Source organism: Streptomyces sp. NPDC001315 (assembly GCF_042896175.1).
Lineage (GTDB): Bacteria > Actinomycetota > Actinomycetes > Streptomycetales > Streptomycetaceae > Streptomyces.
In genome coordinates, this window is sequence record NZ_JBIAWZ010000008.1 from 191,195 (window position 1) to 216,884 (window position 25,690).

At 70.7% G+C, this 25,690-nt stretch carries 24 protein-coding genes; 7 read left to right on the forward strand and 17 right to left on the reverse strand.

Annotated features, from left to right (window positions below; translation table 11 throughout):
• Positions 1–5: 5 nt before the first annotated feature.
• Positions 6–845, reverse strand: coding sequence for a hypothetical protein (locus ACFY16_RS23480; RefSeq protein ID WP_390649113.1), 840 nt, complete (start codon positions 843–845; stop codon positions 6–8).
• A gap of 78 nt (positions 846–923) precedes the next feature.
• Between ACFY16_RS23480 and ACFY16_RS23485 the strand changes: the two genes are divergently transcribed.
• Positions 924–1,721, forward strand: coding sequence for an SDR family oxidoreductase (locus tag ACFY16_RS23485; RefSeq protein WP_390649114.1), 798 nt, complete (start codon positions 924–926; stop codon positions 1,719–1,721).
• 158 nt (positions 1,722–1,879) lie between these two features.
• Complete coding sequence (locus tag ACFY16_RS23490; RefSeq protein ID WP_390649115.1) at positions 1,880–3,460, forward strand: sodium:solute symporter family protein; 1,581 nt, start codon at positions 1,880–1,882, stop codon at positions 3,458–3,460.
• Between the two features lie 12 nt (positions 3,461–3,472).
• Here the strand turns inward: ACFY16_RS23490 and ACFY16_RS23495 are convergent, their stop codons facing one another.
• Positions 3,473–4,594 carry an ADP-ribosylglycohydrolase family protein gene (locus tag ACFY16_RS23495; RefSeq protein ID WP_390649116.1) on the reverse strand — a complete coding sequence of 374 codons (1,122 nt, stop codon included), beginning with the start codon at positions 4,592–4,594 and terminating at the stop codon, positions 3,473–3,475.
• A gap of 246 nt (positions 4,595–4,840) precedes the next feature.
• Here ACFY16_RS23495 and ACFY16_RS23500 point away from each other — a divergent pair, with 246 nt between their 5' ends.
• Positions 4,841–5,365: a DUF2165 domain-containing protein gene (locus ACFY16_RS23500; RefSeq protein WP_390649117.1), complete on the forward strand. Its 525-nt coding sequence runs from the start codon at positions 4,841–4,843 to the stop codon at positions 5,363–5,365.
• A 20-nt stretch (positions 5,366–5,385) separates the two neighbouring features.
• On the opposite strand, the gene ACFY16_RS23505 is transcribed toward ACFY16_RS23500, so the two are convergent.
• The 3 genes from ACFY16_RS23505 to ACFY16_RS23515 all read right to left on the reverse strand — a co-directional run bounded on the left by ACFY16_RS23505 (position 5,386) and on the right by ACFY16_RS23515 (position 9,561).
• Positions 5,386–5,955, reverse strand: a complete 570-nt coding sequence (locus ACFY16_RS23505) for a hypothetical protein (protein WP_390649118.1) — start codon at positions 5,953–5,955, stop codon at positions 5,386–5,388.
• 66 nt (positions 5,956–6,021) lie between these two features.
• Positions 6,022–8,616, reverse strand: a complete 2,595-nt coding sequence (locus ACFY16_RS23510; protein ID WP_390649119.1) for a bifunctional FO biosynthesis protein CofGH — start codon at positions 8,614–8,616, stop codon at positions 6,022–6,024.
• A 69-nt stretch (positions 8,617–8,685) separates the two neighbouring features.
• Positions 8,686–9,561, reverse strand: coding sequence for an LLM class F420-dependent oxidoreductase (locus tag ACFY16_RS23515; protein ID WP_390649120.1), 876 nt, complete (start codon positions 9,559–9,561; stop codon positions 8,686–8,688).
• A gap of 199 nt (positions 9,562–9,760) precedes the next feature.
• Here ACFY16_RS23515 and ACFY16_RS23520 point away from each other — a divergent pair, with 199 nt between their 5' ends.
• The gene (locus tag ACFY16_RS23520) at positions 9,761–11,281 is read left to right on the forward strand and encodes a CehA/McbA family metallohydrolase (protein ID WP_390649121.1); all 1,521 of its coding nucleotides are present in this window, start codon (positions 9,761–9,763) and stop codon (positions 11,279–11,281) included.
• Here ACFY16_RS23520 and ACFY16_RS23525 read toward each other — a convergent pair.
• A complete protein-coding gene (locus tag ACFY16_RS23525) occupies positions 11,275–12,105 on the reverse strand; it encodes an endonuclease/exonuclease/phosphatase family protein (protein WP_390649122.1) in 831 nt (276 codons plus the stop codon). The two genes, ACFY16_RS23520 and ACFY16_RS23525, sit on opposite strands and share 7 nt — an antisense overlap.
• An 87-nt stretch (positions 12,106–12,192) precedes the next feature.
• Here ACFY16_RS23525 and ACFY16_RS23530 point away from each other — a divergent pair, with 87 nt between their 5' ends.
• Entirely contained in the window at positions 12,193–12,588 is a 396-nt protein-coding gene (locus ACFY16_RS23530; RefSeq protein ID WP_390649123.1) for a nitroreductase family deazaflavin-dependent oxidoreductase, read from the forward strand.
• Positions 12,589–12,600: 12 nt separating this feature from the next.
• On the opposite strand, the gene ACFY16_RS23535 is transcribed toward ACFY16_RS23530, so the two are convergent.
• From ACFY16_RS23535 to ACFY16_RS23545, 3 genes are all read right to left on the reverse strand, one after another.
• The gene (locus tag ACFY16_RS23535) at positions 12,601–12,882 is read right to left on the reverse strand and encodes a hypothetical protein (protein ID WP_390649124.1); all 282 of its coding nucleotides are present in this window, start codon (positions 12,880–12,882) and stop codon (positions 12,601–12,603) included.
• Complete coding sequence (locus ACFY16_RS23540; protein WP_390649125.1) at positions 12,879–13,154, reverse strand: hypothetical protein; 276 nt, start codon at positions 13,152–13,154, stop codon at positions 12,879–12,881. Before ACFY16_RS23540 ends, ACFY16_RS23535 begins: the two co-directional genes overlap by 4 nt.
• A gap of 74 nt (positions 13,155–13,228) precedes the next feature.
• A complete protein-coding gene (locus ACFY16_RS23545) occupies positions 13,229–13,666 on the reverse strand; it encodes an ATP-binding protein (protein ID WP_390649126.1) in 438 nt (145 codons plus the stop codon).
• Between the two features lie 201 nt (positions 13,667–13,867).
• Between ACFY16_RS23545 and ACFY16_RS23550 the strand changes: the two genes are divergently transcribed.
• Both ACFY16_RS23550 and ACFY16_RS23555 read left to right on the forward strand, forming a co-directional pair.
• On the forward strand, positions 13,868–14,722 hold the full coding sequence (locus ACFY16_RS23550) for a helix-turn-helix domain-containing protein (protein ID WP_390649127.1): 855 nt from the start codon (positions 13,868–13,870) through the stop codon (positions 14,720–14,722).
• A 10-nt stretch (positions 14,723–14,732) separates the two neighbouring features.
• Positions 14,733–14,918: a DUF397 domain-containing protein gene (locus ACFY16_RS23555; protein ID WP_390649128.1), complete on the forward strand. Its 186-nt coding sequence runs from the start codon at positions 14,733–14,735 to the stop codon at positions 14,916–14,918.
• Between the two features lie 132 nt (positions 14,919–15,050).
• Here ACFY16_RS23555 and ACFY16_RS23560 read toward each other — a convergent pair whose 3' ends face one another.
• The 8 genes from ACFY16_RS23560 to ACFY16_RS23595 all read right to left on the reverse strand — a co-directional run bounded on the left by ACFY16_RS23560 (position 15,051) and on the right by ACFY16_RS23595 (position 25,608).
• A complete protein-coding gene (locus ACFY16_RS23560; protein WP_390649129.1) occupies positions 15,051–15,530 on the reverse strand; it encodes a hypothetical protein in 480 nt (159 codons plus the stop codon).
• A 56-nt stretch (positions 15,531–15,586) separates the two neighbouring features.
• Positions 15,587–17,833 carry a choice-of-anchor D domain-containing protein gene (locus tag ACFY16_RS23565; RefSeq protein WP_390649130.1) on the reverse strand — a complete coding sequence of 749 codons (2,247 nt, stop codon included), beginning with the start codon at positions 17,831–17,833 and terminating at the stop codon, positions 15,587–15,589.
• Between the two features lie 312 nt (positions 17,834–18,145).
• Positions 18,146–19,666, reverse strand: a complete 1,521-nt coding sequence (locus ACFY16_RS23570; protein WP_390649131.1) for an aldehyde dehydrogenase family protein — start codon at positions 19,664–19,666, stop codon at positions 18,146–18,148.
• Positions 19,663–21,393, reverse strand: coding sequence for an amidohydrolase family protein (locus tag ACFY16_RS23575; RefSeq protein WP_390649132.1), 1,731 nt, complete (start codon positions 21,391–21,393; stop codon positions 19,663–19,665). The genes ACFY16_RS23570 and ACFY16_RS23575 overlap by 4 nt, the downstream gene beginning before the upstream one ends.
• A gap of 13 nt (positions 21,394–21,406) precedes the next feature.
• Positions 21,407–22,525 carry an LLM class flavin-dependent oxidoreductase gene (locus ACFY16_RS23580; RefSeq protein ID WP_390649133.1) on the reverse strand — a complete coding sequence of 373 codons (1,119 nt, stop codon included), beginning with the start codon at positions 22,523–22,525 and terminating at the stop codon, positions 21,407–21,409.
• A gap of 109 nt (positions 22,526–22,634) precedes the next feature.
• The gene (locus ACFY16_RS23585; RefSeq protein WP_390649134.1) at positions 22,635–23,405 is read right to left on the reverse strand and encodes an SDR family NAD(P)-dependent oxidoreductase; all 771 of its coding nucleotides are present in this window, start codon (positions 23,403–23,405) and stop codon (positions 22,635–22,637) included.
• Between the two features lie 35 nt (positions 23,406–23,440).
• Positions 23,441–24,370 carry an LLM class F420-dependent oxidoreductase gene (locus ACFY16_RS23590; RefSeq protein ID WP_390649135.1) on the reverse strand — a complete coding sequence of 310 codons (930 nt, stop codon included), beginning with the start codon at positions 24,368–24,370 and terminating at the stop codon, positions 23,441–23,443.
• Positions 24,367–25,608, reverse strand: coding sequence for an amidohydrolase family protein (locus ACFY16_RS23595; RefSeq protein ID WP_390649136.1), 1,242 nt, complete (start codon positions 25,606–25,608; stop codon positions 24,367–24,369). Before ACFY16_RS23595 ends, ACFY16_RS23590 begins: the two co-directional genes overlap by 4 nt.
• Between the last annotated feature and the right edge of the window lie 82 nt (positions 25,609–25,690).

Sequence of the window (25,690 nt, forward strand, 5' to 3'; positions counted from 1 at the left end):
CGTGATCAACGCAGTCGGTCGACGTACCGGTCCGTGCCCGGCACCGTGGGGATGAAGGGTGCCACCAGCTCCACCGTCCCCAGCCCCGACTCGGTGACCACCGGGTCGAGGTCGGTGAAGTGGTCCTCCCAGCACTCCCGTGGATCCGTCTCCAGGAACCACAGCAGGGTCAGCCGGGTGTCGACGCCCTCGACCTGCTTGACGTAGGTCATGCGGTCGCCGGGCAGGGGGGTCGGGCGGAAGACGGTCACCATGGCGGCCGGGGAGCCCGCGATCCGCCTGGGCAGGTGGCGGGTGCGGAGCCGGTCCACCAGTTCGGCACGCCGCTCCGCGGACCCGGCGTCGATCACCTGCAGCACCAGGCCCGCGTAGGGGTGGTCGAGGGCGTGGTAGTCCCTCGGACCCGCCGCTCCGTCGCGGTACACCGTCGTCTCGTGGTCCTGGAACGCCGTGAAGACGTGCGTACGGTCGTGGTAGACGCGGGCGTCCCGGTTGAGCCGCTTGTTGATCGCGACGGTCCACTTCATGTGCTCGTCGTAGCGGCCTGCGGTGATCCAGTACGTCGAGAGGTAGCAGCCGGCGGTCACCGGCTGGGCGATCGCCGACTTCTCCGGGTAGCGCAGGAGTTGCAGGTCCCGGGTCGCGACCCAGCGGCGGCCGGCGTACATCCAGGGCATGGCCATCGCGCCGGCGTAGTAGTGGTCGTCCTCGTACCAGCGGTTGTAGGCGTACTCGTGGCCCGGGTGCGGCTCGACCATGGTGATCAGGGCGTGGCCGGGGCGGACACCGTACGGTCCTACGGCGGCCAGTTCGGCGTACGTCTCGCTGCGGGTCTCCTCGCTCATGCTCTTCCCCTTCCTGGGCGGCTCGCCCATACTCTGACGCCCCGTCAGGTAATGCGCCAGGGGTCAAGGAGGGCTCTCATGTCACTGCTCGCGGGCAAGACCGTCGTCGTGTCGGGGGTGGGGGCCGGTCTCGGCCATCAGGTCGCCGCCGCCGTCGTACGGGACGGCGGGAACGCGGTCCTCGGCGCGCGCACCGAGGCGAACCTCGCCAAGAGCGCCGCCGAGATCGATCCGGACGGAGCGCACACGGCCTACCGGGCCACCGACATCACCGACGAGGGGCAGTGCGCGGCGCTGGCCGGACTGGCGTCGGAACGGTTCGGGGGGATCGACGCCGTGGTGCACGTGGCGGCCTGGGACTCCTGCTTCGGCGGCCTCGAGGACGCGGACTTCGCGACCTGGCAGTCGGTGCTCGACGTGAACCTGCTGGGCTCGCTGCGGATGACACGGGCGTGTCTGCCGGGACTGAAGGCGGGCGGGGGCGGGGGCGGCGGCTCGGTGGTGTTCATCGGGACCCAGTCGGCCGTGGCCGCGCCCTCGCAGGTGCGTCAGGCGGCGTACGCGGCGTCGAAGGGGGCGCTGACGAGCGCGATGTACTCGCTGGCGCGGGAGCTGGGGCCGTACCGGATCCGGGTCAACACCGTGCTGCCGGGCTGGATGTGGGGGCCGCCGGTGCGGGCCTACGTGCAGTTCACCGCGCAGACCGAAGGCGTGCCGGAGGGTGAGGTGCTCGCGCGGCTGACCGAGCGGATGGCGCTGCCGGAGCTGGCGTCGGACGGGGACGTGGCGGACGCGGTGGTGTTCCTGGCGTCCGACCGGGCGCGGGCGATCACGGGGCAGTCGCTGCTGGTCAACGCGGGGGAGCTGATGCGCTGAGGGCTCCTTCCGGCAATGGCGAGTTCACATCCATAAACTCAGGTCACCCAAAAGAACGAATTTACTTTCCCTTGACCTACCCCATCCTTGCCGTGCACATGCCCACGAACCCAGAGTTCACATGCCTGACCCTGGCGACGGACTCTGGAAGGGGGCTCATGAACGGTCTCGACTGGGCCGTGCTCGTCGGCTACTTCGGCGTGATGGTCGCGATCGGCGTCTGGTCGCACAAGCGGGTGGACGACGTCAGCGACTTCTTCACCGCCGGCGGGAAGATGCCGTGGTGGCTCTCCGGCATCTCGCACCACATGTCGGGCTACAGCGCGGTGATGTTCACCGGGTACGCGGGCATCGCCTACACCTACGGCGTGACGTCCTTCGTGACGTGGTCCTTCCCGATCGCGCTCGGCATCGCCATCGGATCGAAGCTGTTCGCGCCGCGCGTCAACCGGCTGCGGTCGCGGCTGCATGTGGCTTCTCCGCTGGAGTACCTGAAGAACCGTTACAACCTGTCCACGCAGCAGGCGCTGGCCTGGTCCGGCATGCTGCTGAAGATCGTGGACGTGGGCGCGAAGTGGGCGGCGATCGCGACCCTGCTGTCCGTCTTCACCGGGGTGTCGCTGAACCAGGGCATCCTGATCACCGGTGCGATCACGGCCGTGTACTGCACGATCGGCGGTCTGTGGGCGGACGCGCTGACCGAACTGGGGCAGTTCGTCATCCAGTTGCTGGCCGGCGTCTCGATGTTCGTCGCGGTGGTGCTGAAGCTGAACGACAAGGGGATCGGGTTCTTCGACGCCTGGGACGAGCCGGCGCTGCACGGCCACGGCAAGCCGCTGGTCGGCCCGTACGGCACGGTGTTCCTGCTCGCCTTCCTCTTCATCAAGCTCTTCGAGTACAACGGCGGCATGCTCAACCAGGCCCAGCGCTACATGGCCACGGCCACTCCCCGGGAGGCCGAACGCGGGGCCCGCCTGTCCGCCGTCCTGTGGCTGGTGTGGCCGGTCGTCCTCTTCTTCCCCATGTGGATGTCGCCGCTGCTGGTCACCGCGCAGAAGCCGGACGGCTCCGACTCCTACGGCCTGATGACCGAACAGCTGTTGCCACACGGGCTGTTGGGTCTGGTCATCGTCGGCTTCTTCTCGCACACGATGGCCATGTGCTCGTCCGACGCCAACGCGATCGCGGCCGTGTTCACGCGGGACGTGGCGCCGGTGCTGTCGTCGAAGGCGCGGGCGTGGGGCGAGCGGTCGGGCCTGATCGCCGCGCGGGTCACGACGGTGGTGTTCCTAGGCCTGTCGATGGCGGTGGCCACGCAGGTCAACTCCCCCACCTTCAAGGACATCATCACGGTCGTCATCAAGTGGGTGGCCGGTCTGATGGGCCCGATCGCGATCCCGATGATGCTGGGTCTGCTGCGTCCGTTCCGCCGCTCCGGCCCGACGGCCGCGCTCACCAGCTGGGCGCTGGGCCTGCTGGCCTTCTGGCTGGTCAACTACCCGATCAACTGGAACGTCGACGGCGGGGTGCCGTTGCAGTACCAGGTGTCGGTCCCGCTGGCGGTGTCCCTGGTCCTCTACATCCTGATCGGCTACCTGAAGCCGGAGGACACCCCGGAGCGGCTGGCCGTCATCGAGCGGATCAACACGGACGGGGACGGGGCGGCTGCCGCGGCTCCGGTGCCGGCTCCGGCGAGCGGAGGTGTCGGTACGACGGTGAAGGACGACGCCGGCCTGTGAGGTTCGACGGGTCTACTGGGCTCCCCTCGGGTAACGCGCCAGCCACCCCGGGGACGCCCCCGCCGGGCCGTGCAGCGCGGGCCCCTGGGTCATCTCCATCGCGAAGTCGTCGGCGAGTTCCAGGATCGTGGGACGGCCCTCCAGCTCGGCCAGCCAGGCCGGGGGGAGGGCCGTTTCGCCGTGCAGGGCACCGAGGAGCCCGCCGGTCAGCGCACCCGCGGCCCCGGAGGGACCCCCTTGATTCACGGCAAGGCGCAGCCCGTGCCGGACGTCCTCCCCGACCAGCGCACAGTAGACGGCGACGGCCAGCAGCCCCTCCGCCGTACCGTCGCCCGCCAGCTCCTCCACCCTCCCCGGCGTCGGGATCCCCTGCCGCACCGCGCCCAGCGCATGCTGCAACGCGCTGGAGACCGGCTGGTGTCCGGGGCGCGCGGCGAGCAGGGCGAGCGTGTGCTGCACGGCCCCGTCGAGGCTCTCGCCCCGGGCGAGCCCGTGCACGATCACGGCGTACGCGCCGGCCGTGAGGCAGGCGGTGGGATGCCCGTGGGTCTGCGCCGCGCACTCCACGGCGAGCTGCACGACCAACTGCGGCTCCCAGCCCACCAGCAGCCCGAAGGGCGCCGAACGGGCGGCCGCCTCCGGACCGGGCTCGCCGGGGTTCTTGGGCGCCTCCAGCGTGCCCATGGTCTCGTCGCCGAGGCCCAGCAGCAGGGCCTGGGCCGGGTCCCGTCGCGCATACAGCCACTCCTCGCGCGCGAGCCACCCGTCGTCCTTGCGGCGCTCGTCGGGCCCCCAGTCGCGCTGGGTCGCGGCCCAGCGCAGATACGCCCGGTGCAGATCGGTCGGCGGATGCCAGGCTCCGGTGTCGCGCCGTACCTGCGCCCGTATCAGGCCGTCCACCGTGAACAGCGTGAGCTGCGTGAGATGCGTGACGGCACCGCGCCGCCCGTAGGCAGGCGCCAGATCGACGACGCCCTCCGCCCCGTGGGCCTCCCGGATCCCGTCGATCCCGAGCCCGTCGACCGGCGCCCCCAGCGCGTCTCCGAGGGCCGCGCCGAGCAAGGTGCCCCGCACCCGCCCACGGAAGTCCTGCTGCTCGGCACGGCCCCAGACAGCGCCGGTCGTCGCACCCACCAAGACCTCCCGTGGCACCGTCCGCATGTACGACAGCTCAGCACTGTAATCGACCTGGAACGGGCGGATCAGGGGGCGGATCGGTATGCGGGGAGTGACCTGAGTGGTCCTTTGTGGTCAGCTTTCGGCAGGAACAGGTCACATGACGGAAAGGGCGCAGTCGGCGCGAAGGACGGGGCATGCCTGGCGCGAATCTGGCTCAATGGCGACGCGAGGCGGCCGTCCCGGGCGGGAAGAATCATGGGCATGACCACCCCCACCTCTCCCACCGCCACCTCCCGCACCCTCACCCTCACCGCCACCTTCCTCACCGCCACCGTCGCCCTCTACACGGCCCTGGTCGCCTTCGGGAACATCACCGACTTCGGGACCAACCAGCAGTTCGTACGGCACGTTCTGGCCATGGACACGACGTTCAAGGACGACGACCTGATGTGGCGGGCCGTCACCAGCAAGGGGCTTCAGGACGCGGCATACGTCGCGATCATCGTGTGGGAGACGGTCGCGGCGCTCGTGCTCGTCGCCGGGACGTGGTTCTGGGGGCGGCGGGACTACGGCCGGGCGCGGCGATTCTCCACGTACGGGCTGCTGATGCTGCTCTTCGGGGCCGGGTTCATCGCGATCGGCGGGGAGTGGTTCGCGATGTGGCAGTCGGAGGACTGGAACGGGCTGGACGCCGCGACCCGGGTGTTTCTCCTCAGTGGCGTCGTGCTGCTCGTCGTCCAGCTGCCGTTGCGTGAGCACGGGCAGGAGACGGACGGCGCCGTCTGACCGACGCTGTCCGACCGGCGCTAGTCGACGACGGACACCTTCGTGCCCGCCGTCCCGAACGCCCACAGCGCCGTGCCGTCGGCCTTCGGCATGCGGATTCCGCCGGTCCGGGTGCCCGAGGCGGGCGGCGGTGAGGAGCCGTCCACCGCGTTGGAGAAGGCGATGTTGACGCCGGACGTGGCGGCGAAGTAGATGATGTGCTCGATCTGGACGCCGTCGGAGCCGATGGTGGCGTCCTTGCGGGTCGAGACGGTGTAGCTGCCCGCGGCGGGGCTCACCGTGCCCGGCCAGACCGTGAAGGTGCGGCTCGTGGCGTCGCTCGCGTCGACCAGCCAGACGCGCCGCTGCCCGAGGGAGTAGACGATCCGGCGCCCGGTGCCCGAGCCGTCGGGCACGGCGGCGGTCTTCGTCGGCTTGGGTGTGGGGTGCGCGCTCGCCGACGCCGAGGCGCCCGGGCGGGGAGACGCCTCGGCCACGGGCTGCGAACCCTGGTCCGCCTGCATGGCCAGGACGGTGACGATGGCGATCGCCCCGGCCGTCAGGCCGGTGACCCAGGCCCACGAGGGAAGCCGTCGGGCAGGCACGGGCACGCATCTCCTCAGTCTCCGACCCCCGGTGCCGGGGGTCGGATCATCGTACTGCGGGCTCTCCGGAGGTCAGTCCAGTACCGGCAGCAGCTCCGGCAGATGCCCGTCCGACGCGCGTGCCGCCCGCTGCCGTTCCTCCGGCACCTCCCCGTACAGGGTGGTGCGCGGCTTCGCCGGGCGGCCGGCCGCCTCCGCCACCGCGATCAGGTCCTTGACCGACTTGTAGGAGCCGTAGGAGGAGCCCGCCATGCGCGAGATCGTCTCCTCCATGAGCGTGCCGCCGAGGTCGTTCGCCCCGGAGCGGAGCATCTCCGCCGCGCCCTCCGTGCCCAGCTTCACCCAGCTGGTCTGGATGTTCGGGATGTGCGGGTGCAGCAGCAGCCTCGCCATCGCCGTCACCGCGCGGTTGTCCCGCATGGTGGGGCCGGGGCGGGCGATTCCGGCCAGGTACACCGGGGCGTTCGTGTGGATGAACGGGAGCGTCACGAACTCCGTGAACCCGCCCGTCCGCTGCTGGATCCCCGCCAGCGTGCGCAGGTGGCCCAGCCAGTGACGGGGCTGGTCCACATGGCCGTACATCATCGTCGAGGAGGAGCGGATGCCCAGCTCGTGCGCCGTGGACACCACCTCGATCCACGTCGCCGTCGGCAGCTTGCCCTTGGTCAGGACCCAGCGGACCTCGTCGTCGAGGATCTCCGCCGCCGTGCCGGGGATGGAGTCCAGGCCGGCTTCCTTCGCCGCGCTCAGCCACTCCCGGACGGACATCCCCGTACGCGTCGCGCCGTTCACCACCTCCATGGGGGAGAAGGCGTGGACGTGCATGCCGGGGACGCGCTCCTTGACCGCCTTCGCGATGTCGAAGTACGCCGTGCCCGGGAGGTCCGGGTGGATGCCGCCCTGCATGCAGACCTCCACCGCGCCCACCTCCCACGCCTGCTGCGCGCGGTCCGCGACCTGGTCGAGGGAGAGCGTGTAGGCGTCGGCGTCCGTGCGGCGCTGGGCGAAGGCGCAGAAGCGGCAGCCGGTGTAGCAGACGTTGGTGAAGTTGATGTTCCTCGTCACGATGTACGTGACGTCGTCGCCGACCATCGACTTGCGGACGTCGTCCGCGATCCCGCACAGCGCGTCCAGTGCCGGGCCGTCCGCGTGCAGCAGGGCCAGCGCCTCGTCGTCCGTCAGCTTCGTCGGGTCGTCGGCCGCCGTCGCCAGGGCCGCGCGTACGTCCGTGTCGATGCGCTCCGGGGCCATGCCGGGCGCGGCCGCCTCGCGCAGGGCGCCCCAGTCGCCGTAGACCTCGTCGAAGTCGTCGCGCCGGTCGGACGTACGGCCGTCGGTGTCGATGGTGTGGTGCAGGTCCGTACGGCCGGACGCCACGAACGCCTCCTCCGGCTCCTGCCACGGGTGGCCCTCGACCACCGCGTCCGGCAGGGCGAGGCCGGTCTCCGGGTCCGCGAGCGCCCGTACGTGCGGCAGCAGCCGCGGGTCCAGCCAGGGCTCGCCGCGCCGGACGAACTCCGGGTAGACGCAGAGGCGTTCGCGCAGTTCGAAACCGGCCGCCGCGGACTTCTCGGCGAGTTCCTCGATCTGCGGCCAGGGGCGCTCGGGGTTGACGTGGTCGATGGTGAGCGGGGAGACCCCGCCCCAGTCGTCGACACCGGCGCCGATCAGCCGCGCGTACTCCGAGTCCACGAGGTTCGGCGGCGCCTGGAGGCAGGCGGACGGGCCCATGATGTGCCGGGCCACGGCCACCGTGGCGATGAGTTCGTCCAGTTCCGCGTCCGGCATGCCGCGCATCGCCGTGTCCGGTTTGGCGCGGAAGTTCTGGATGATCAGTTCCTGGATGCCGTGGTAGGCCCGCGAGATCTTGCGGAGCGCGAACAGGGACTCCGCGCGCTCCTCGTACGTCTCGCCGATCCCGATCAGGAGCCCGGACGTGAAGGGGACGGAGGAGCGGCCCGCGTCCTCCAGGACGCGCAGCCGGACGGCCGGTTCCTTGTCCGGGGAGCCGTGGTGCGGGCCGCCGGGCTCGGACCAGAGGCGGGTGGCGGTGGTCTCCAGCATCATGCCCATGCTGGGCGCGACCGGCTTCAGGCGCTGGAAGTCGGTCCACGTCATGACGCCCGGGTTGAGGTGGGGCAGCAGGCCCGTCTCCTCCAGGATGCGGATCGAGATCGCCCGGACGTACGCGATGGTGTCGTCGTAGCCGTGCGCGTCGAGCCACTCGCGCGCCTCCGGCCAGCGGTCCTCGGGCTTGTCGCCGAGGGTGATGAGGGCTTCCTTGCAGCCGAGGGCGGCGCCGCGACGGGCCACGTCGAGCACCTCGTCGGGCGACATGAACATTCCGTGGCCGGCGCGGCGCAGCTTGCCGGGGACGGTGACGAAGGTGCAGTAGTGGCACTTGTCCCGGCACAGCCGGGTGAGGGGGATGAAGACGCTCTTCGAGTAGGTGATGACGCCGGCCCGGCCGGCCGCCTCGAGACCCGCGTCCCGCACCCGGGCGGCGGACGCGGCGAGGTCCTCGAGGGCCTCGCCGCGGGCCTGGAGCAGCACCGCTGCCTCGCCGACGTCGAGGGCGACGCCGTCCCGGGCGCGTTTGAGGGCGCGACGCATGGAGTTCTCGGTGGGGCCGGTGGGGCCGGTTCCGGAGGTCGCGGGAGTCGTCATCCTTCGAGCATACGATCGCGTTGATCAGGTCGAACAAGCGACGCCCGAATCGCCCCCGGCCGCCGCTCGTTACACGGTGTCACTTGAAGCGCCGGTTCCGGCCACGTGGTGCGCGTACCCGTCGAGCAGCCGCAGCACCTCCGCCTCCCCGGCCGACGGCAGCTGCACCACGACCTCCTCGATGCCGAGTTCGGCGTAGTGCGCGAGCTTGCCCGGGCTGGGGTGGACGGCGTACGGCACGACCTGGAGCGCGGCCGGGTCGCGGCCCGCGTCGGCCCAGGCGGCGCGCAGCAGCGGGAGGTTCTCGGTCAGGCCGCGGCCGCCGATCGGCAACCAGCCGTCGGCGAACTCGCTGATGTGCGCGAACAGCTTCGGCCCGGCCGCTCCGCCGACGAGCGTGCGGGGCCCGACGACCGGCCCGCGCGGCTTCTGCACCGGCTTGGGGTGGGCGTGGCTGGCCCGCACACTCCCGAACCGCCCTTCGTAGGCGGTCGGTTCCTCCGCCCACAGCGCCCGCATCAGCGCCATCCGGTCCCGCACCAGCTCCCGGCGCGTCCGCCACTCCACTCCATGGTCGGCGGCCTCCTCGACGTTCCAGCCGTAGCCGAGGCCGAGGGTGAGGCGCCCGCCGGAGAGGTGGTCGACGGTCGCGATCTGCTTGGCGAGGTCGATCGGGTCGTGCTGGGCGACGAGCGTGATGCCCGTGCCCAGGCCCAGGCGCTCCGTGACGGCGGCGGCCTGCCCGAGCGCGACGAAGGGGTCGAGGGTGCGGCCGTACTCGCGCGGCAGCTCGCCGCCCGCCGGGTACGGGGTGGTCCGCTCGACCGGGATGTGTGTGTGCTCGGGCAGATAGAGCCCGGCGAACCCGCGCTGCTCCAGCTCACGGGCGAGCCGGGTGGGGGTGATGGTCTCGTCGGTGAGGAAGATCGTGACAGCGATACGCATGGCCGAATCTCTACCGCGCCCCGACCCGAATGTCCATACCGACCGGTCGGGATCATGTTCGTGCCGCGCGGCCGGTTCCTTACCGAAAGCTGCCGATCCCCTTCCCTTGCACGGGAGTTCACGGCTGAATACGACAGTTGCACGCGCCACCCCTGCACCACCCATGCCATGTCACTCACGACACCTTGGGAGCAGCAGCATGTGCGAGGACAGTCACAGCGGAACCGGCGGGATCGGCAGACGGTCGCTGTTCGTGACGGGCGCGGCCGCCGCGCTTACGTTGGGAAGCGTGAGCTTCGCTTCAGCGGAAGGCCAGGGCCAGGAGACGAGGACGGTGCGCGGCACGCTGCCCACCGGCTCGCCCGACTTCGTGTACGTCCCCCTCGAAGTCCCTTCCGGTGTACGGGAGCTCAGGGTCGCGTACACCTACGACAAGCCGCCCGTACCGGCCGGCACCGCGGGCAACGCGCTCGACATCGGCGTCTTCGACGAGCACGGCACCGAGCTGGGCGGCCGGGGCTTCCGGGGCTGGTCGGGCGGGGCGCGCACGGAGTTCTTCATCCGGGCGGACGACGCGACGCCGGGCTACCTGCCGGGGCCGGTGCGCGAGGGCACCTGGCACCTCGCCCTCGGCCCTTACACGGTGGCGCCGCAGGGACTGTCGTACGAGATCACGGTCACGCTGACCTACGGGGAGCCGGGCGCGACGCCGGAGCCGGTGTATCCGCCCTCGCGTGCCAAGGGGCGGGGCCGGGCCTGGTACCGGGGGGACTGCCATCTGCACTCCTGGCACTCCGACGGCCGTCGCACGCCGGCGGAGATCGCGGCGCTGGCGCGGGCGGCGGGCCTGGACTTCATCAACTCCTCGGACCACAACACGCACTCGGCGCACCCGCACTGGGCGGACGTGGCCGGCGACGACCTGCTGGTCATGCTGGGCGAAGAGGTCACGACGAGGAACGGTCACGTGCTGGCCCTCGGCACGGAGCCGGGGACGTTCGTCGACTGGCGCTACCGGGCGCGGGACAACCGCTTCGGCCGGTTCGCCCGTCAGATCCGCCGCGCCGGGGGCCTGGTCGTCCCCGCGCACCCGCACGCCACCTGCATCGGCTGCAACTGGAAGTTCGGCTTCGGCGAGGCGGACGCGGTCGAGGTGTGGAACGGCCCGTACACGCCGGACGACGAGGTGGCGCTCGCGGACTGGGACGGGATGCTGGTCGCGTCGGTGCGGTCGGGCGGCCGGGACTGGATCCCGGCGATGGGCAACAGCGACGCGCACCGCGACCCGGACGTGGTCGGCTCCCCCCAGACGGTGGTCCTGGCCGACGACCTGACCCGCGAGGCCGTCCAGGAGGGCATCCGCGCGGGCCGCTGCTACGTCGCCGAGTCGAGCAGGCTGTCCCTGTCCTTCACGGCGGCCGGCTCCCGCGGCGAACACGCGGGCATCGGCGAGCGCCTGGAGGTGTCCGGCGACACCCCGGTGACGGTCCGGCTCGAAGTGACGGGCGCCCCGCGCTGCACGGTCCGGTTCGTCACCGACCAGGGGGTGCTGTTCACGAGCGCCCCGCTGCCGGTGTCCGGCGCCGGGACGGTCGAGTGGCGTACGACGCCTTCGTACGCGGCGTACGTACGGGCGGAGCTGCGGCACGAGACGGCTGCGGGACCGCTGCCGGGGGCGCTGGCGGCGTTCACCAACCCGGTCTTCCTGGGGCGTCAGTGAGGTGACGAGCCGGGCGGGCCGGCGACGAGGTCGGCGACGACCGCCGCGTGGTCGGAGGGCCACACCCCGTCGACCGGCCCGTCACCGGCGCGCCGTACGGCCCGCACGTCTCCCAGGCCGCCGGGGCCGGTCCCCACGTGGATGTAGTCGATCCGCACGGCGGGGCTCCGGCCGACGTAGGGGTTCGCCGGGTCCCAGGTGGCGGAGGGGGCCGCCGGATCGGCGTACTCCCAGGCGTCGAGGAGGACCTGTCCGGGCACGACGGGTGCCGTCTTGTACCCCCCGAACAGCCGTACCTCGTCGGAGTCGGGCCAGGCGTTGAAGTCCCCCGTGACGACGGGGGGAAAGTCCGTCCCGCCCCGGTGCGCGGCGACGAACCCGGCGAGGGCCGTGACCTGTTCGCGGCGTACGGCCGAGGCGTGGACGGCCGAGGTCAGGTGGGTGGTGAAGAAGGGGACGGGGTGGGTGGGCGCGGCGAGGCGGGTGTAGAGGGCCAGCCGTCCGTCGTCCAGTTCCTCGGGGACGGGCAGCCGCAGCACGTCCTGCTCGACGACCGGCCAGCGGCTCAGCACGGCGTTGCCGACGTCGACCGTCGCGTCCCCTATCCGCCGCTGCCACCGGTCCGACGCGTCGGAAGCGGCCCAGGTCCAGTGCATCCCGAGCTCGGCCGCCAGCCACCCCGCGAGGTTCTCGCCGCCGCACTCCCACACCTCCTGCAACCCGACGACGTCGGGCCGCAGCTCCCGCAGCGTGGCCAGGATCGCCTTCTGCCGCGTCTCCCAGGGCCCGAACCGCCACCACAGGTTCCAGGTCACGACTCGCATCCGCAGCCACCTGCTTTCCTCGCGCGGCATCAAGGACCATTGAAGCAACTCCCTTGCGTCACGCACCAGACAGGAGCCCCACGGACGATGTCCCGCCTCGACGACCTCAGATTCCGCACCGCCACCACGTTCCAGCGCCACATCGGCAACCCGCTCCTGCGCCGCCTCCCCCTCCAAACCGTCCTGGAGACCACGGGGCGTGTCTCCGGCCTGCCCCGCCAGACCCCGGTCGGCGGCCGCCGCGTCGGCGACTCCTTCTGGCTGGTCTCGGAGTTCGGGGAGCGTTCGCAGTACGTCCGCAACATCAAGGCGAACCCGCGGGTACGGGTCCGTATCGGGGGCCGCTGGCACGAGGGCACGGCCCACCTGATGCCCGACGACGACCCGGTGGCCCGCCTGCGCAGCCTGCCTCGCATGAACAGCGCGGCGGTACGGGTGCTGGGGACGGAGTTGCTTACGGTGCGGGTGGATCTGCAGGGGTGAGGGTGCTCTCGCTCAGTCCACGACCTGCGGGTCACGGAAGTAGTAGACGACCGTCACCCCCATGCCCGGTGTGTACGTGTACACACCGGTGATTGCCTCGGCCGAGTCCCGGGCGAGACGTGTTGTGTACGTGTACTCGACGGATGGAGGACGCCAGCCCGGGATCTCCCGCCCCGCCGCCGGGCCGCCCGCGATGACGGCGAGGGCGTCCCGAACGACTTCCCGCTCCCCCTCAGTCAGGTCACCGAACGCCTTCCTGGCGGGCTCGGCCTCCTCCAACGGGATTTCGTTCACGTAGTGCTTCCCCCTGGGCGGGCGTCCTCAAGGGCCGCCATGATTTCCGGCGAGTTCCTGATCAGGACGCGGTGGCGATAGGCCCTGACCACAGTGGCGGCCGCCGTGAGGTCGTCGGTCGGGGAAGCTCCTATGGCCGCCGCCAGCTCCTCTTCGAACCGCTCCCGGTCCCCCGGGAAGCCGTAGCGGCTGAGCGCACTGCGCAGGTCGTCCACGGTCCGGATCTCCGGGAGGGGCATCGCTCCCCAGCCGTGCTCAGGCTGTGCGCTCATGGTCTGCTCCTGATGAACGGGCATGGCTCCTCCTCCCAGTATGGCGCCGCCCTGCCGGGACGGACATCGCATGCTCACCACGCCGCCCCGCCCCCGCACTCCGCCCACAGCAGCTTGCCGCCCCTCGACGCGCCCAGTTCCCGGAGCACGGACACGCCCCACGCGTCCGCGCAGGCCTGTACGAGGCGCAGTCCGCGACCGTGCTCGTCGTCGGGCGGGGGTGCGGTGGCGCTCCGCTCGGAGAAGCCGGGCGGGACCCGTGGATCCGTGTCCCAGACGGCCACGCGTAGCCGACCGGGTTCTGACGACAGGACGCGCAGGGCGTAGGTGCCCTTGGTGTGGCAGTGCGAGTTCGTCAGCAGTTCGGCTGCCAGCAGTTCTGCCGTGGGGGTCAGCTCGGGCATCTCATGGGCGGCCAGAATCAGCCTGAGGGCGCCCCTTGCGATACCCGGGGCACGTGGATCGCGCGGAAGATGCAGGGTGTAGTTCCACGACGGGGATACGGTTGCCATCGGAAGTCTCCGATCACTGAGGGGGGTTGGAAGGGTGCCTGGTGTCTCTGCCGTGGCGTCCCACGGTGCGCTTCCGGGCGGGGGCCCTGGTGATGAATCTAGGGGCTTCGCAAAGCTGCTTTGCGAGCATTCGAAGAATCTCGGCGCTTTCTCCCCCATGTGGGTGACAAGCTCTTTGGGTGCCCGGCAAGAGGAGCTCTCATGACGCCAAGGCCCGCGCCAACGGCCCGACGCGTCCGGCTCGCCACTGAGCTGCGCAAACTCCGCGAGCGGGCCGGCCTGACCTCGACCGAGGCCGCACAGTTGCTCGGCAGTAGTTCGGGTCAACTCAGCAACGTCGAGTCGGCCCGGTTCGGGGTGAGTCCGGATCGCGTCCGGGCGATGGCCAACATCTATTCCTGCACGAACCAGCCCTATATCGACGCCCTCGCCGACATGGCCACGGAGAAGACGCGTGGCTGGTGGTGGGACGCGTACCGCGAGGTGCTCCCCTCAGGGCTGCTCACCCTCGCCGAGCTCGAGCATCACGCCACAGCCATCCGTACCGCCTTCACCGCGCACATCCCCGGCATGCTCCAAACCACCGAGCACGCCCGCGAGATCTTCAGCCACGCCATCCCGGCACCCACTCCGCCCGAGGTCGAGCATCGCGTCTCGCACCGCATCAAGCGGCAGGACGTCGTGTTCCGGGAGGATCCGAATCCGTACAGCACCGTCATCCATGAAGCCGCCCTGCACATGCGGGTCGGCGGCCTGCGCGTGGCCCGTGAACAACTCCGGCACCTGCTCGGCATGAGCGAGCGGGACCACATCACCCTTCGGGTGCTGCCCTTCGACGTCGGTGCGTTCCCTGGTTCAGGCCAGTCCATCAACTACCTGTGCGGCGCGGTGCCGGAGCTGGACACCGTCCAGCTGGACCAGTTCCACGGCCCCGTGCTCCTCGATGCCCAGGCCCACCTTGAGAAGTACCGCCGCCTCCTGGACGTCGTCGAAACCACCGCCCTCAGCCCCGAGAAGTCGCGCGACCTGATCCATTCCATCGCCCAGAACCTGTGAAGGAGCCAACATGTCCACTCCCGCCTGGCAGAAGTCGTCCTACTGCCAAGAAGGGGAGGCTTGCGTCCACATATCCGCCACCCCCGACTCCATCCACCTCACCGAATCCGCCGATCCGGCTCACGCCGTCCTCACCACCACCCCCGCCGCTTTCGGCACCCTTCTCCGGGCACTCAAGAGCAACAACAGCGGCTGAACGGATCACTGGCCGAGGGCCAGCCGCGTCACCGTGAGGACCGCCAGCACCCCCAGGCCGATTCCGCCGGCCCTCACGCCGCCTTGAGGGGAGGAAGATCCCGGCGATATGTGCCCGCGCCCGCTTCGGCCGCTACTCACCCTCGTACAACCGCCGATGCCACCACGCGTACGGCCGTCCGATCCAGTCCGTCCAGTGGGCCGGATCGGGGTCCGGAAGCGTGCGGCGGCGGAACTCGGTGTCGACAACCGTGAGCACTTCCCTCAGTTCAGTTCGCGCTCGCGGAGGGAGCAGCCGCATGACATCCCCCAACGCGTCTCTGACGACGGCCACGTCGTCGTACTGACAGCCCGGGCAGGCGGGGCACTGCGAGGCGATCAGCCTCAGTGTCCGACCGGGTCGGCGCAGGAACGCCCGGTAACTGCGCAGGAATCGCGCGGTGCCACCCGGTCGTAGGTGTTCGCCAGCACCGCTGTGCTCGGCGAAGCGGATCGCGGCGCTGGTCTCCAGCGACAGGCGGTCGATGGGCGGGAAGTCCCTTGCCCAGTCGGGCAGTCGGCGTTCTCCCAGTCTCCGCGCGGCGCGGACCGCGCCGGGCCGTCTACGCGGCATCGGCCTTTCGGCAGATCATCGTCATGGCGGTCATGATGCCATCCCGACGGCGAAAGTCACCCTCCTCCAGTAGGGCCGAGGGCGGTCAGCCTTGGAGGGTAAATGGCCTTCACGTTGTTCTCCTCGTTGAGCTCCGTGATCTTTTTGTCCGAGTCGGCCGCCACCGAGTAATAGCAGCCTTCGGCGCAGCCCTCGGGGAGGCTGAAGGTGACCTTGGTGTTGCCGTGTGCGGGGATCGGGCCGGTCGGACGAGAGTCCAGGGGCACTCCGTCGAACGTGCCCGCCGTCAGCGACGCCGGAGCCTCCGAGCCTCCGTCGTTGTGCACGGTGATGGTCGCCGACTCGTTGCCGTCCGTGAATTCCACAGCGGAGATGAGCAGGTCCGGACGTTCGACCGCCGAGGCTGTGAGGGTCAGTTGGGCCGGGCTGGTCAACGCGGAGTGCGGAATCGTCAGGGTCGCCGACTTGATGCCGACCGTCTGCGGGGCAAAGGTCACGGCGAGTGTGCAGGACTCCTGGGGCTCGAGGCTCGCGTCGGCGCAGTCGACGTCGGCCACCGTGAATTCGGTGGCGTCTGGTCCCGTGATGGCGGCGGTCTGGACGGAGAGCGCGGCGTCGCCGATGTTGGTGAGGGTGACCGTGTCGGAGGACGTCTGCTCTCCCACGGTCGTTTCGGCGATGGTCAGTTCGGTCGGCGGCGTGATCTTGGCAGTCGGCTTCTTGCCCAGGCCGTCGGTTGTCTGGCCGATCTGGCCCACGCTCGTCTGACCGTCCTGGCCCACGCTCGTCTGACCGTCCTGGCCCACGCTCGTCTGACCGTCCTGGCCCACAGAAGTCTGACCGTTCTCGTTACCGCCGTTGTCATTGTCGCCCGACTGCCCCGTACCTACATCGGTGCCGGTCGGGGGCGACGACGAACCCGAACCGGGCGAGCCCCTGCCCAGCAGCGCGCTCACGCCTTGCTGGACGCCCACCACCAGCGCGATGACCGCCAACGCCGTGCCCACGTACGTCAGGGTCTTGCGCGCCCGTTGCCGCCAGGCGCGGGTCCCGGCACCGGCGGGCGGGGAGACGATGGCGAGGTTGTGCCGGGTCAGTTCGGGGTCCTGGCCGTCGCCGGCCAAGCTGCGCAGCTCCAGGGCCCGGCTCAGCAACCGGTACGCCTCTTCGGCGCGGTCCTCGGCGTACTCCAGGGTGCCCTTCTGGTGGGTGAGGAACGCCTCGGATGCGCGGTCGCCCAGCTGCTGCGCCGCGTCGATGCCCTGGTCCAGGGCCTTGCGCCAGTCCTCCCAGCGCCCCTGTGCGAACAGCACCGGCTCGGCTACCTTCACCAGCCGGACGACGAGGGCCCACTCGCGCCGTTCGCCCGCCACGCCGAGCAACCCGACCGCGGCCTCGACGGCGGACCCGGCCGTCGGACCGGTGGGGTCCATGGAACGGATCCAGTCGGCCAACGCACGTACGGCCGATGCCAGTTGGACATAGCGGGAGAGCGTCGGCCAAAAGGACTCGGCCCGGCAGACAGGCAGCCCGAAGCGGTCGTCGGCGCGTTCGACCACGCCCCGGCCGTGCAGCACGGCGAGGAAGTCGGCGACGTACGCGATGTCGCCCATGGCTCCGATCACCGCCGGGGGCAGCCCGGCGCCCCCGACCGCCGCCAGGACCGCGAGCGCACGGCGCTCCCCCTCGGACATCTGGCCGAAGCAGTACCGGTCGAGCGCGGCGGCGTCGCGCTCGGCGATGGCGGCCAGCCGGTCCAGGCCGAACCGCCGCGGGTCCTCGCGTTCCAGGGCCGCCGCCTGTCTGAGCTGCAGCGGGCTGCCGTCCACGGCGGTCACCAGCCGTCGCGCGAGGGGAAGTTCGTGGTCGTGGATCCGCCTCCCGAGATCCCGGGAGAGCAGGTTCAGGGCGGCCTCCTCGGAGAGCCCGGCCAGCGGAAGAGGCGTCGCACGGCCGCCCAGCACCGGCCGCTCACCGGCGAACACCAGCCCGCAGCCGGGCAGCTCATCGACGAGCGAACCGGCGAACGAGGGATCGGCCGGAACGTCGTCAAGCAGCAACAGCGCCCTCGAACCGCTCACGAGCCGCGCACACTCCGCCCGCGACAGCTTGACCGGGGCATCGGTGGCGTAGAGCTTGTGCACGAGCAGGTACAGCACATCCCCGCTCGTTTTCGCCCCCACTTCGAAATAGACGCGCGGAATCGCGAGCCTCCGGCCGTCAGGACCGACCTCGCTCTCCGCGATACTCCGCAGAAGTTCCGTCTTGCCGAAACCACAGGGCGCATGCACCTCGACGGGCATCCTGGCGTGAATTCCGGCCCAGATTCCCGCTCGCGTCTCTCCCCGCCCCACCGGACGCACGGAGGGATCCGCAGGTGGCCGTAGGGACCGCAGGGTATGAGTGGGGCGTAAGCGGAACTGCGTACGATCGATACGGTTGCCGCGTTCGACCACCAAAGTGACGCTGGAATCCCCGAAGAACAGAGCGACCACGGGCGCTCCCCCGATTTCCCCCGGTTTTTCAATGATCTCTGTTTTCCATAAGCCTCACTTTTCAGCAGTCCATCTTGAGATTTACCATCCCCGACTGTCAAGGAAGGAGCATGAGTCGCCTCACCCCGGCCACACGATCGCCTGCACCTCGCTGTACGCGTGCAGCGCGTACGAGCCGACGTCCCGTCCGACCCCGCTCCTCTTGAACCCTCCGAACGGCGCCTCCATGTTGCGGCCGACGGTGTTCACGCCCACCCCGCCCGCCCGCAGCCGCCGCGCCACGCGGAAGGCGCGAGCCACGTCTCCCGACCAGACGTAGTCGATCAGGCCGTAGTCGGAGTCGTTGGCGAGGGCCACGCCCTCTTCCTCGTCGTCGAAGGGGATCACCGACACCACGGGGCCGAAGATCTCCTCCCGGGCCACCCGCATGTCGTTCGTGCAGTCGGCCAGCAGGGTCGGCGAGACGTAGAAACCCCGGTCGAGCGGGGGGCGTTCACCGCCGACGACCACCGTGGCGCCCTCCTTGCGGGCCAGTTCGACGTAGGACTCCACCCGCGCCCGGTGCTCCGCCGAGATCACCGGCCCCACCACCGTCTCCGGCATCCGGGGATCTCCGATCCTCAACCGCCCGGCGTACCCAGCGAGTTGCTCGACCAGACGGTCGTACAGTCCCCGCTGCACCAGCACCCGTGTCGGCGCCGTGCAGATCTGCCCACTGTAGAAGGAGAAGGTGGTGCCGATCCCGGCCACCGCCGACCCCACGTCCGCGTCGTCGAAGACGACCGCCGCGCCCTTGCCGCCCAGCTCCATCAGCTGGCGCTTCATGGACCGTCCGCACACCTCGGCGATGCGCTGCCCCACCGCCGTGGACCCGGTGAAGCTCACCATGTCGACGTCGTCGCAGTCCACGGCCGCCTCACCGACCTCCACCGACCGCCCGGAGACCACGTTCACCACACCGGGCGGCACGCCCGCCGCCTCCAGGGCCTCCGCCATCCGGTAGACGGACAGGGGATCCTGCGGGGCCGGTTTCACGACCACCGTGTTGCCCATCGCGAGCGCCGGGGCGATCTTGCCGGCCGGGTTCGCCCACGGGTTGTTGTACGACGTGATGCAGGTGACGACCCCGACCGGCTGGCGCACGGCCAGCGCGCCCGTCACGCCGGCCTTCCCCGCCCCCACTGCCTCAAGGGCGTGGGAGGTGCCCCCACCGGCCTCGTTGATCTGCGGCGGGATCGCCCACTCGGCGGGCTCCACGCGCGCGTACCGCCGGAACCGGGCCACGCCCACCCCGACCTGCATCGCCCGCGCGGTCCCCGTGGTGGCCCCGGTCTCCGCCCGCGCCAGTTCGGCGTACGGCGCGAAGTGACTGCCGATGATCTCGGCCGCCCGGCCGAGCACCGCCGCCCGCTCCTCCGGCGTCGTACGCGACCATGGACCGAAGGCCTCGCGGGCCGCGGCGCACGCCGCGCGCACCTGATCCCGCGAGGCCTCCGGCGCCCACCCGACGGGCTCCTCGGTCGCCGGGTCGGTCACCTCGTAGTGGCCGCCGTCCGGCTCGACCCAGGTGCCGCCGATGAACAGCTTCCCGCCGGCTGCCGCCGGGTGTCCCCCGCCGGACACCCTCCCCCCGTCCGTCACCTGGTGCTCACCGTCCTCGTGTCCCGCCCGGACCGCAGCACCTTCCCCGGTACGGCGCCCGTCACCACGTCGTCCCGGATCGCCGCCGCCCCGTTGACCCAGACCGCCCGCACTCCGATCGCCCTGGAGTCCAGCCGCGGGCTGTCTCCCGGCAGGTCGTGCACCAGGGTGGCCTTGCCCGCGTCGATCCGCTCCGGGTCGAAGAGGACCAGGTCCGCATGCCAGCCTTCCCGGATCCGGCCCCGTTCGCGCAGGCCGAACAGCCGTGCCGGGTCGTCGGTCAGCATCTTCACCGCCTGCTCCAGGCCGACCAGCTGCCGGCCGCGCAGGCAGTCCCCGAGGAAGCGGGTGGTGTACGGGGCTCCGCACATGCGGTCCAGATGGGCGCCCGCGTCGGAGCCGCCGAGCAGGACGTCCTCGTGCTGCCAGGTCTCGGCGCGCAGGGACCAGGACGCGGGGTCGTTGTCGGTGGGCATGGGCCACAGGACCGTACGCAGGTCGTCGGCCACGCAGATCTCCACCAGGCAGGTGAAGGGGTCCTGGCCGCGTTCCGCCGCGATGTCCTGGACCACCCGGCCGGTGAGGCCCTCGTTCGCCCGGCTGTACGTGTCGCCGATGACGTACCGGCCGAAGTTCACCAGCCGCCGGAAGACGCCCGCCTCCTTGGAGTCGGCGTGCCGGAGCATCTCGGCCCGCACCTCCGGCTCCCGCAGCCGGGCGATCCGCTCCGGCACGGGCAGGCCCAGGACGGAGCCCCACCCCGGGATCAGGTTCAGCGCGCAGAACGTGCCCAGGGACATGTTCATCGGTGTGAGGATCGGCATGGTCAGGGCCACCACCCGGCCGCCCGCCTTCCGGGCCCGCTCGCTCGCCGACAGCTGCCTCGGCACCCGCTCGGGCACGGCCGCGTCGACCGTGAGGACGTTCCAGTTCAGGGGGCGTCCGGCCGCCGCGCTCATCTCCACGAACAGGTCGATCTCGGCGTCGCTGAACTGGTCCAGGCAGCCCGCGACGATCGCCTCGATCTGCGTGCCCTCGTGCTCACCGACGGCCCGGGACAGGGCCAGCAGCTCCTCCGGGCGCGCGTGTCGGGAGGCCACCGGCTGTCCGTCGCCGTCGGAGTGGGTGGACGACTGGGTGGTGGACAAGCCCCAGGCGCCGGCTTCCATCGCCTCGTGGAAGAGGTGGAGCATGGCGTCCAGCTGCTCTTTCGTCGGCTGACCACCGACCGCCTCCGGCCCCATCACGTACCGCCGCAGCGCGCAGTGCCCCACCATGAAGCCCGCGTTGACGGCGATCCGTCCCTCCAGCGCGTCCAGGTAGTCCCCGAAGGAATTCCAGCTCCAGGGCGCCCCCTCCTCCAGCGCCACCAGGGACATGCCCTCCACCTTGGACATCATCCGACGGGTGTAGTCGGCGTCCTCGGGGCGGCCCGGGTTGAGGGGCGCGAGCGTGAAGCCGCAGTTGCCGGCGGCGACCGTGGTCACCCCGTGGTTGAGGGACGGGGTCGCGTACGGGTCCCAGAACAGCTGGGCGTCGTAGTGGGTGTGCGGGTCGACGAAGCCGGGGGCCAGGACCAGGCCGGACGCGTCCTCCTGCGTCCTGGCCCCCTCGGTCACCGACCCGATGGCGGCGATACGGCCGTCCCGCAGACCCACGTCGGCGGTGTACGCCGGCGCGCCCGTCCCGTCGACGACGGTCGCGCCCTTGATCAGGTGGTCGAGCATGACCGAGCACCCCCTACGCGGACTGGCGGAACCGGGTCGTCCGGTGGACCGGATCCGTGTCGATCTTCGGGATCACGTGCTCGCCGATCAGCCGGATCGTCTGGAGTGTCTCCTCCTTCGGCACGCCCACCGGCAGCCCGAAGCTCAGCTGATCCGCGCCCGCCTGCTCCCAGCGCTTGCACTGGCGCAGCACCTCGTCCGGGTCGCCGCAGATCAACAGCTCCTCCTCGACGAGGAGTTCGACGAACTCGGGTGTGTACTCGGGCAGCGTCTCCGGCCAGACCGGGAAGCCCTCGGGGCGCGGGAAGGTGTCGTGGTAGCGGAAGACGAGGGAGGGGAGGTAGTGCAGCCCGCCGCTGGTCGCGATGCGGATCGCCTCGTCGTGCGTGGGCGCGCAGATCGCCGTCGTCGTCACCATCACGTTGTCGTTGACGAAATCCCCGACCGGCTCGGCGTTCACGACCGCCGTCTTGTACTGCTCCAGCACCCACTCCATGTCGGACACCTTCTGGACGCTGAAGCCGAGGACGCCGAGGCCCTTCCTCGCGGCCATGGCGTACGACGGCGGCGACCCGGCCGCGTACCACATGGCCGGGTGCGACTTGCCGTACGGCTTCGGCAGGACCTTCCTCGGCGGCAGTTGCCAGTGCTTGCCCTGGAAGCCGACGTACTCGTCCTGGAGCCACATCTTGGGGAACTCCGCGATCGTCTCCTCCCAGATCTCCTTGGTGTAGTTCATGTCCGTGATACCGGGCAGGAAGCCGAGGATCTCGTGCGACCCGGCTCCGCGTCCGCTGCCGAACTCGAAGCGGCCCTCGGAGAGGTGGTCGAGCATGGCGACCTTCTCGGCCACCTTCACGGGGTGGTTGACCTGGGCGAGGGGGTTGAAGATGCCGGAGCCGAGGTGGATGCGCTCGGTGGCGTGGGCGAGGTAGCCGAGGAAGACGTCGTTGGCGGAGAGGTGGGAGTACTCGTCCAGGAAGTGGTGCTCGGACGCCCAGGCGTACTTGAAGCCGGACTTGTCCGCCTGGATGACGTACTCGGTCTCCTCCATCAGCGCCTTGTGCTCGGCGAGCGGGTCGGTCTCGGCGCGCTTGCCCACGTATCCCTGTACAAAGAGCCCGAATTCCAAGGCGGGTCACCATCCCTAGGTTCCTGACGCACCGTCAGTTTCTCTGCCGCCCGACTGTTGCACCGCCCGCATGCACCGTCAATAGCTGACGGCCAGTCAGATGCGGGGGTCAGACGACCGCCACCCCCGCCAGCCAGCCCCCGTCGATCACGAACGGCTGCCCCGTGATGTACGAGGAGTCGTCGGAGGTGAGGAAGAGCGCCAGCCGGGCCACCTCCTCCGGCTTCCCGATGCGCCCGAGCGGCACGAGCTTGCGGTACAGCTCGTCCAGCGCCCGGCTCGTCTCCTGTGCGTCCGCCGTCGGGTCCAGTCGGGCCGGGTTGGACATCGCCGTGTCGATGGCGCCGGGGCACATCGCGTTGACCCGGATGCGCCGGTCCGCGAGCTCCAGGGCGGCGACGCGGGTGAGACCGAGGACGGCGTGCTTGGTGGCGGCGTACGTACCCACGGCCGCCATACCGGTGACGGCCGTGTAGGAGGCGGTGTTGACGATGGTGCCGCCGTCCTCCATCACCGGTGCGACGGTCTTGATGCCGAGGAAGCAGCCGACCTGGTTGACCTGCACGACCTGCATGAACTCGTCGAGGGGCGTGTCGAGGAGGGAGTTGAAGCGCAGGATGCCGGCGTTGTTGACCAGGCCGTCGATCCGGCCGAACGCGTTCTTGACGGCGCTCACGGCGGACCGCCACTGGTCCTCCTGGCCCACGTCCAGATGGACATACCGTGCGCCCAGCTCTTTCGCGAGGGCCCCGCCCTGGTCGTCGAGGACATCGGCGACCACGACCTCGGCCCCTTCCGCCTTGAACAGGCGGGCCTCCTGCTCCCCCTGCCCGCGCGCCGCTCCGGTGACGATCACGACGCGTCCGTCCAGCTTGCCCATTCCGTTCTCCTTGGGGTCCGAGCGGTCTTGGAGTCTCAGAGGTGGGGCGCCACCTCGGCGCCGAACGCGGCCATCTGGTCGGTGAGTTCGGTGCGACCGCGGCTGCGGAACCGCACCTGGATCTGGTCCACGCCCATCGCGCGATAGGCCCGGAGGGACTCGGCGAGCGCGTCCGGCGGTCCGGTGAGGGTGCGGCGGCCGACGTCCCAGGCGGGCGGCCCGCCCACGTACAGCGGCTCGGTGATGGCGCCGACGACGAGGGGCTCCTCGATGCCGGCCTTCGCCCGGAGCCGCTTCAGCCGGTCGATCCGGCCGGGCATCCGGTCCCGCGGATCGCCCTGCGGCAGCCAGCCGTCCCCCTTGAGCGCGGCTCTGCGGACGGCGGCGGGCGAGGAGCCGCCGACCCAGAGGGGAATGCGGGGTTGGGCGGGGCGGGGACGCTGTCCGAGCCCCTCGAAGTCGTAGAGCTTGCCGTGGTGTTCGGGAAACTCGTCCGGGCCGAGGGCGGCGCGCAGGGCGTCGACGGACTCGTCGAGCACGGCCCCGCGCCGCTCGAAGTCCACCCCGAGCGCCTCGAACTCCTCCCGCACATGACCGGCCCCGACGCCGAGGATCAGCCGCCCTCCGCTGAGGTGGTCGAGGGTGGCGTACTGCTTGGCGGTGAGGAGAGGGTGCCGTAGTCCCACGACGGCGACGTGACTCAACAGCCGCACCCGCCGGGTCACCCCCGCCAGGAAGGCGAGGGTGGCGACGGGGTCGTACCAGACCGTGCTCATCGCCGGGGCGAGACGGCGCGGGATGGCGACGTGGTCGCAGCTCGCGAGGTAGTCGAAGCCGGCGCGGTCGGCGGTGCGGGCGATGTCGAGGAGGTCGTCGGGGCCGGCGGCGGCTTCCCAGGGTTCGGCGTAGATGGTGCTCTGGGACTGGACGGGGAGCTGCATCCCGTAGCGGAGGGGGGTGCTCATGGCCGCCCGCTCCACAGCCCGTCGTCCGTCAGCCCCAGCAGCTCGATCGCGTTGCGCCGTACGATCCGCTCGACGACGTCCACGTCCAGGTGCCCCATCTGGGCCTCGCCGACCTCCCGCGACTTCGGCCAGGTGGAGTCGGAGTGGGGGTAGTCGGTCTCGTAGAGGACGTTTCCGACCCCGATGGCGTCCAGGTTCCTGAGCCCGAAGGCGTCGTCGAAGAAGCAGCCGTGGACGTGGTCGGCGAACAGCTCGGACGGCGGCCGGTGCACCTTGCCGGCGACGCCGCCCCATCCCCGGTTCTCCTCCCACACCACGTCGGCGCGCTCGAGGATGTAGGGGATCCACCCGATCTGCCCCTCGGCGTACATGACCTTGAGGTTGGGGAAGCGTTCGAACTTCCCGCTCATCAGCCAGTCGACCATCGAGAAGCAGCAGTTGGCGAAGGTGATGGTGGAGCCGACGGCGGGCGGGGCGTCGGCGGAGGTGGACGGCATGCGGCTGGACGACCCGATGTGCATGGCGATGACGGTGCCGGTCTCGTCGCAGGCGGCGAGGAAGGGGTCCCACGCATCGGTGTGGACGGAGGGCAGGCCGAGGTGCGGGGGTATCTCGGAGAACGCGACGGCGCGGACCCCGCGGGCGGCGTTGCGCCGTACTTCGGCGGCGGCGAGCTCGGCGTCCCAGAGCGGGATGAGGGTGAGAGGGATGAGCCGGCCCCGCGCCTGCGGTCCGCACCACTCCTCCACCATCCAGTCGTTGTAGGCGCGCACGCAGAGCAGCCCCAGTTCGTGGTCCCGGGCCTCGGTGAAGGTCTGGCCGCAGAAGCGGGGGAAGGTGGGGAAGCAGAGGGCGGACTGGACGTGGTTGACGTCCATGTCGGCGAGGCGCTGGGGGACGTCGTACGAGCCGGGCCGCATCTGCTCGTACGTGATCACCTCCAGCTTGATGTCGTCCCTGCTGTAGCCGACGGCTGTGTCGAGTCGGGTGAGCGGGCGGCGCAGGTCCTCATAGATCCACCAGTCGCCGAGCGGGCCGTCGTCACCCGGGCTGCCCATGACGGGCTTGAAGCGGCCGCCGAGGAAGGACATCTCCTTCAGCGGGGCGCGGACGATCCGCGGGCCGGTGTCCAGGAACTTCTTCGGGAGGCGGCCCTGCCAGACATCGGCGGGCTCGACGGTGTGGTCGTCGACGGAGATGATCAGCGGGAAGGTCGGACGGGTCTCCTTGGTCTCCATGGCGCCCACGGTAGCGCTGATCTGACGGTGCGTCAGCTAAGCGGATCGCACCTCTCGGTGATCGAGTGTGTGCGCAACTGTG